6 protein-coding genes and 1 pseudogene are annotated in these 6604 nt (G+C 62.6%); all 7 read right to left on the bottom strand.

Annotated features, from left to right (window positions below):
* A pseudogene (gene groEL, locus X750_RS153775) lies at positions 1-897 on the bottom strand (chaperonin GroEL); the annotation flags it as partial.
* A 63-nt stretch (positions 898-960) separates the two neighbouring features.
* On the bottom strand, positions 961-1116 hold the full coding sequence (locus X750_RS1000000164315) for a hypothetical protein (protein ID WP_023747272.1): 156 nt from the start codon (positions 1114-1116) through the stop codon (positions 961-963).
* A 432-nt stretch (positions 1117-1548) separates the two neighbouring features.
* Positions 1549-2532, bottom strand: coding sequence for a beta-ketoacyl-ACP synthase III (locus X750_RS153785; protein ID WP_023685574.1), 984 nt, complete (start codon positions 2530-2532; stop codon positions 1549-1551).
* The gene (locus X750_RS153790) at positions 2529-3794 is read right to left on the bottom strand and encodes an adenosylmethionine--8-amino-7-oxononanoate transaminase (protein WP_023747271.1); all 1266 of its coding nucleotides are present in this window, start codon (positions 3792-3794) and stop codon (positions 2529-2531) included. Before X750_RS153790 ends, X750_RS153785 begins: the two co-directional genes overlap by 4 nt.
* Complete coding sequence (gene bioD, locus X750_RS153795; protein ID WP_023673640.1) at positions 3794-4429, bottom strand: dethiobiotin synthase; 636 nt, start codon at positions 4427-4429, stop codon at positions 3794-3796. The genes X750_RS153790 and bioD overlap by 1 nt, the downstream gene beginning before the upstream one ends.
* Positions 4426-5577, bottom strand: a complete 1152-nt coding sequence (locus X750_RS153800) for an 8-amino-7-oxononanoate synthase (RefSeq protein WP_023747270.1) — start codon at positions 5575-5577, stop codon at positions 4426-4428. The genes bioD and X750_RS153800 overlap by 4 nt, the downstream gene beginning before the upstream one ends.
* Positions 5574-6587: a biotin synthase BioB gene (gene bioB, locus X750_RS153805; protein WP_031242762.1), complete on the bottom strand. Its 1014-nt coding sequence runs from the start codon at positions 6585-6587 to the stop codon at positions 5574-5576. The genes X750_RS153800 and bioB overlap by 4 nt, the downstream gene beginning before the upstream one ends.
* Positions 6588-6604: the final 17 nt, after the last annotated feature.

Here is a 6604-nt window from a genome sequence, read left to right as displayed (position 1 = left end):
CGCAGCTTGTTGACGACCAGCGTGGCCAGAGCCTCGCCTTCGACGTCTTCCGAGATGATGAGCAGCGGCTTGGAGGTCTGCACGACGGCTTCGAGAACCGGCAGCATGGCCTGGAGGTTGGACAGCTTCTTCTCGTGCAGGAGGATGTAGACGTCCTCGAGCTCGGCAACCATCTTGTCGGCGTTGGTGACGAAGTAGGGCGAGAGATAGCCGCGGTCGAACTGCATGCCTTCGACGACTTCCAGCTCGGTCTCGGCGGTCTTGGCTTCTTCAACCGTGATGACGCCTTCATTGCCGACCTTCTGCATCGCTTCGGCGATCATCTTGCCGACCGACTCGTCGCCATTGCCGGCGATCGTGCCGACCTGGGCAACTTCCTCGGAGGTCTTGATCTTCTTGGCAGCGTTGCCGAGAGCCGCGACCACTTCGGTCACGGCCAGGTCGATGCCGCGCTTCAGGTCCATCGGGTTCATGCCGGCGGCAACGGCCTTGTTACCTTCCTGGACGATCGACTGCGCCAGGACGGTCGCGGTCGTGGTGCCATCACCGGCGATGTCGTTGGTCTTCGAAGCAACTTCGCGGACCATCTGCGCGCCCATGTTTTCGAACTTGTCGGAAAGTTCGATTTCCTTGGCGACGGTGACGCCGTCCTTGGTGATGCGCGGTGCGCCGAACGACTTGTCGATGACGACGTTGCGGCCCTTGGGGCCGAGCNTCGATTTCCTTGGCGACGGTGACGCCGTCCTTGGTGATGCGCGGTGCGCCGAACGACTTGTCGATGACGACGTTGCGGCCCTTGGGGCCGAGGGTCACCTTCACCGCGTCGGCGAGGATGTTGACGCCGCGCAGCATGCGCTCGCGCGCGTCGCGGGAGAATTTTACGTCTTTGGCAGCCATTTTTTAGCTCCTGGCAGGGGCTTGCGATCAAGCCCGAAATTCAGTTGACGGTGAGGCCGATAATCAGCCGATGATGCCCATAATGTCGGATTCCTTCATGATCAGAAGGTCTTCGCCNGCCGTATCCGGGATGATGATCCCGCCGGCGGTCTTGGATTCGGATTCGACCCGGCGTACGACCACGCGGTCATGCAGCGGCCGGAAATTCGACTTTGCCATTTTTGGATTTCCTTGGTGCGGATGTTGAACGGTGCTCCGTTGCCGGAGCATGCCTAGCACTCAGCCGAAGCGAGTGCTAACGCGGCAATGAGATAAGCCGCAGGCTCCTGCTAGTCAAGACGGAAGAGCAAAGAGCAAAGAGAAAAGAGAAGACAGCAAAGAGCAGCCAGCAAAGAGCGTGTAAGCATCGAGCCCTTTATGTGAACAATGTCGGGTATCCGACATATATGGGGCGGCTCACCCTTTGTAATTGGGCTTTATTCAGATGGTACGATTGGTGCAACGGGTGTTGCATTTGAACTCATCCAGAGGCTCGCACGGGTCGTGCTGCGTCAGCTTGGTCATGTCGAGCTTCAGAAGGCCATTTTTTGGCATTGGTTCTGTTGCTCCTATTGCCATTCATGACCAATCCTGCGCGCGTGAGCCGGCCGGCTAGATTCCAACCACGAGAGCGCCGCCGCTGAGACCCGCACCCGCCGCCGCCAGAAGGATTTTCTCTCCTGGCTGGAATGGCTTCATCTGGTTGGCGAGCGAGAGCGACAGCGGGACCGTCGCGGCCGAAGAGTTGCCGTATTCGGCAATCGTCTTGACAATTGCTTGGTCCGCAATGCCGAGGTTTCTTCCGACCGCGCCGAAAATCCGAGTATTGGCCTGATGCGGCACAAACCGGCCGACATTGTGTGGCCGCACTCCCGCAGTGGCTAGCGCGGCTGTCGAGCAATCGGTCATCATCTCGACGGCTTTTGCGAACACTTCGGGCCCGTCGGTCATCGTCATCCGGGTCTGCCCGAGGTCGAGGTCGCCATGGAACGGCGTGTTGCTTCCTCCTGCGGGAATCTGGATCAGCCCGTAGCGCGAGCCGTCCGAAGCCACCGAGGCACCGAGAATGCCCCGATCAGCATCATCGCACTGACCGATCACCAGGGCGCCGGCGGCATCGGCGAACAAGACTGAGCTCGCGCGCTCGGCTGGATTGATGCGGCGGCTGAGGATGTTGGCGGCGATGACCAGCGCTGGTTTGCCATGCAGGCGGGTGAACCCGTCCGCAAACATGAGCGCATAGATGAAGCCGGCGCAGGCGCCGGTCAGATCGACCGCGCCTGCGCGGCCAAGGCCAAGCTTGTGTGCGACCAGCGGCGCGCTTGGCGGCAGAAGATGGTCGGGCGTCGAGGTGGCAAGCAACAGCAGACCGATGTCGTGGCGCGCAATACCGGCGTTCACCAGCGCCATGTCGCCAGCCCGGGTGGCAAGACCCGACAGCGTGTCTTCGTCCGTTGCCCAGAAGCGCGAACGGATTCCGGTACGCCTTTCGATCCAGCCCGGCTCGAGGCCGAGATTGCTCTCGATCTCGGCATTGGCCACCTTGCGCCCAGGCACGTGATGGCCAAGTCCGAGAATGCGCGACGACTTGCTCATGGCCTTGACCCGAAGCGTTCCCCGGCCTCCTCAATGGCGTCATAGAGTCGTTCGAGCTCGTCGCCTGCGATGCAATAGGGTGGCAGAAGGTAGAGGACATTGCCGAGCGGGCGCACAAGCAGGCCGCGCTCGAGGAAGAAAGCGCGCAGCTTCGGACCAATCTCGGCGAGATAACCTGCTGAACCGGTTCGCAGGTCGAGCGCCGCGATCGTTCCCGTGGCTCGACAGTCGGCAAAATATGGATTGTCCCGAAAGCGTTGCAGCCCGACGGCCTGCGCCACGCTCAAGGCCGTGATCCGCCCGGCCACTGGCTCGTCGCGCCAGATCTCGACATTGGCGAGTGCTGCCGCACAGGCAATCGGATTGGCGGTGTAGGAGCTCGAATGGAAAAACGTCTTCTTCCGGTCCTCGGAATAGTGCGCCCGGAAGATGGCATCGGTGACAAGCGTTACGGCCAGCGGGATGGTGCCGCCGGTCAAGCCTTTGGAGGTGCACAGGATATCTGGAGAAATCGATGCCTGCTCGCAGGCGAACATGGTTCCGGTGCGTCCCCAGCCGGTCATCACCTCGTCGGCGATCAGCAGCGAGCCGGAGGCCTCAGTGATCTTCTTCAATTCGGCCAGAACCGATGCTGGATACATCAGCATGCCGCCGGCGCCCAGCACCAGCGGCTCGACGATCAAGGCTGCGGCTCGTCGATCGCGGGTCACAGCCTCGAAACGATCCAGCGTCTCCTGCTCGTGCCCCGCGGCCGGAAAGGGGATGATGTCGACCTCGAACAGCAAGGGTTCATAGGCGGCGTTGAACACGCCACGCGCACCGACGCTCATCGTTCCAATCGTGTCACCATGATAGCTGTGCTCCATGACGACGATGCGCGAGCGCGGCGCGCCGATGTTGCGGAAATAACCGAGCGCCATCTTCAGCGCGACTTCGACTGAGGTCGAGCCACTGTCGGAATAGAACACCCAGTCGAGTCCAGCGGGAGCGAGGCCGACAAGCGCCTTGGCCAAGCGCTCTGCCGGCTCGTGCGTGAAGCCCGCAAAGATAATCTGGTCGAGGCTCGACGCGGTTGTCTCGATTGCCTTCATGATGCGGGGATGGCGGTGGCCATGTGTGACGACCCACCAGGAGGAGATGGCGTCCAGGATGCGGGCGCCGTCGGCCCTGTGGAGATAGGCGCCCTCAGTCAGGACGATTTCTGGGATCGCAGGCTCGAGTGCGTGCTGGGTGAAGGGATGCCACACATGAGACTGCGACATCAGTCACCTCCAGTAATCGAGGCGAAGGCGAAGCCGGCAACCATTGCGTCCCTCAGTGTTTTCCCCGTCAGCACATCGAGGTGCGGCAGCCTGCCGAGCTGCGGGGCACCGCTGAATTCCACGATGGTCCGTTGCGTATCGGCCATCTCATCGCCGATGAAAGCGATGCCCGCCAACGGGATGGAGCGGGCGCGGAGCGCCTCGACCGATAGCAAGGTGTGGTTGATGGTGCCGAGTGTGGTGCGGGCGCACAGAATAACGGGCAGCCGCCATTCAGCGAAGATGTCGATTAACCTTGTGCGCCGGTTGAGCGGCACCATTAGGCCGCCGGAGCCTTCGATGACGAGCGGCGTCGGTAGGACGGGAAAAGCAAGATCGGCAGCCTTGATCGCCACGCCGTCGATCTCGGCCGAACGATGCGGCGACAGCGGGCTCCGCAAGCGGTAGGCTTCCGGCAGCACGCGCTCTGAGGGCAAGCCGGCAAGCCGCGCGACAACCTCGCTGTCGGTCTCGCCGTCGAGGCCCGATTGCACCGGTTTCCAGTAAAAGCCGTCCAGCAAACCGGCGAGCCCAGCCGCAAACACGGTCTTGCCAACTCCGGTATCCGTTCCGGTGATGACGATGCGTTGGGTCATATCGCCTCCGGTGATGTTTCGGCCAACACCTCGACCAGCGCCTCGACCATGGCGGAAATGTCGGCTTCGCCAATATTGAGCGTCAGTGAGATGCGCAGCCGCGACGTGCCCTCGGGCACGGTCGGAGGACGAACGCCGCGTATGTCGAAGCCGCGGGCCTGCAGGCGCGCCGCCACTGCCATGGTGCGCCTGACATCGCCGATTACTAAGGGCTGGATCTGAGAGCCACTTGGTGTCACACCCCAGCGATTGACCAACCGGCCGGCGCTGGCGACGCGTTCATGCAGCTGAACACGCCGCATAGGCTCGTCGGCGAGCATTGCGAGTGCCTCGCGCGCCACGACCGCCATCAGTGGCGATGGCGCGGTTGCGTAGATGAATGGCCGGCAACGGTTGATCAGATATTCGCACAGTGCCCTCGGCCCGGTGACGAGCCCACCAGATGCGCCGAGCGCCTTGCCGCAGGTGTGGAGCGCTATGATGTTGTCGCGGCCCTCGAAAGCGGCGGCAAGCCCCCGGCCATCCGGTCCCCAGACGCCGGTGGCATGCGCCTCATCAATGACGATGAATGCGCCGTGCCGATCGGCAAGTGCGACCAGGCTCTCCAAAGGCGCGCAGTCGCCATCCATGCTGTAAAGGCTTTCCATCGCGATCCAGACGCATCCCATGCCGCCTGCGACGCGCCAACGTGTAATCGCATCCTCGACAGCGGTGGCGTCGTTGTGCGCGGCCAGCACGAACTGTGCGCGCCCGGCCTGCGCACCCTCATGCATGCTGGCATGGGCGAGCTCATCGACAACCAAAAGATCGCCCTTCTGCGGCAGGGCGCTCAGCAGAGCGAAGTTGGCGATGTAGCCGCTGCCGAAGAACAGCGCGCGGTCGGCTCCAAAGAATGCCGCCGCGTCTGCCTCGAGCTGCTCGTGTTCCGGTGCATTGCCGCGCAACAGCCGCGACCCGGTGGCGCCAACCGGCGTGCCCCGCGCAATCGCCGCCACAACCGCATCGCCAAGTCTTCTGGACGCGGCCAGCCCGAGATAGTCGTTCGACGAGAAGTCCAGCCCGGCGCGGGGCGAAAGCGTCCGCAGCCGGTCCTTGCGCGCTAGCCCCTGCAAGGTCGCATCATAACGGGCAAGCGGCGCCCCGTTCATTGCGCCTCGAGTTCCATCGGATCGATGCCAAGGCGCCGGAACAGCAGGGTATCCTTGTCCTCACCGGGATTGTCCGCCGTCAGCAGCGTGTCGCCGAAGAAGATCGAGTTGGCGCCGGCAAAAAAGCACAGCGCCTGCATCTCGTCAGTCATCGCGGTGCGGCCGGCGGACAGACGGACATGCGATTTCGGCATCATGATGCGCGCCAGCGCGATCACGCGCACGAATTCGATCGGCTCAATGGGCTTGGCGTCTGCAAGCGGCGTACCGGCGATCGGGATCAGCATGTTGATCGGAACGCTTTGCGGATGTTCCGGCAGATTGGCCAGCGTCACCAGCATGTCGATCCGGTCCACCGGCTCCTCGCCCATGCCGACAATGCCTCCACAGCAGACCTTAATGCCGGATTTGCGAACGTGGTCAAGCGTCTCGAGCCGCTCGGCAAAGCTCCGCGTACCGATGATCTCGCTATAGTAGCGTTCTGACGTATCGATGTTGTGGTTGTAGTAGTCGAGGCCCGCCTGCTTCAGTCGAGCGGCTTGCTCAAGATCGAGCATGCCGAGTGCCATGCAGGTCTCCAGGCCCAGCGCCTTGACGCCTTCGACCATCGCCACCACCGCATCCATGTCGCGCGCCTTGGGGTTTCGCCAGGCCGCGCCCATGCAATAACGGGTGGCGCCGGCATCACGCGCCTTGGTCGCTTCGGCGATGACGCGCCTGACATCCATCAGCTTGGAGGCCTCCAACCCGGTTTCGTGACGCGCCGACTGGCTGCAATAGCCACAATCCTCCGGGCATCCTCCGGTCTTGATGCTGAGCAGCCGGCTGAGCTGGACCTTGTTTGGATCGAAATTCTGGCGGTGCACCGTTTGCGCCAGGAAGAGGAGATTGTTGAAGGGGGCATGGTAAAGTGCCTGAGCCTTCTCCAAGGTCCACGCTCCAGGGTCAGGGGGGGCAAGAGATTTGGCCTGTGGCGGTGTCTGCGTTGAACTTGCCGTTTGCATCTCCATGCTGTTCCTCCGGTCTG

The organism is Mesorhizobium sp. LNJC391B00 (genome assembly GCF_000502535.1).
Classification (GTDB): Bacteria; Pseudomonadota; Alphaproteobacteria; order Rhizobiales; family Rhizobiaceae; genus Mesorhizobium.
Note: the sequence above shows the minus strand (reverse complement) of the source record. Positions and strands in the feature narration are given on the sequence as shown.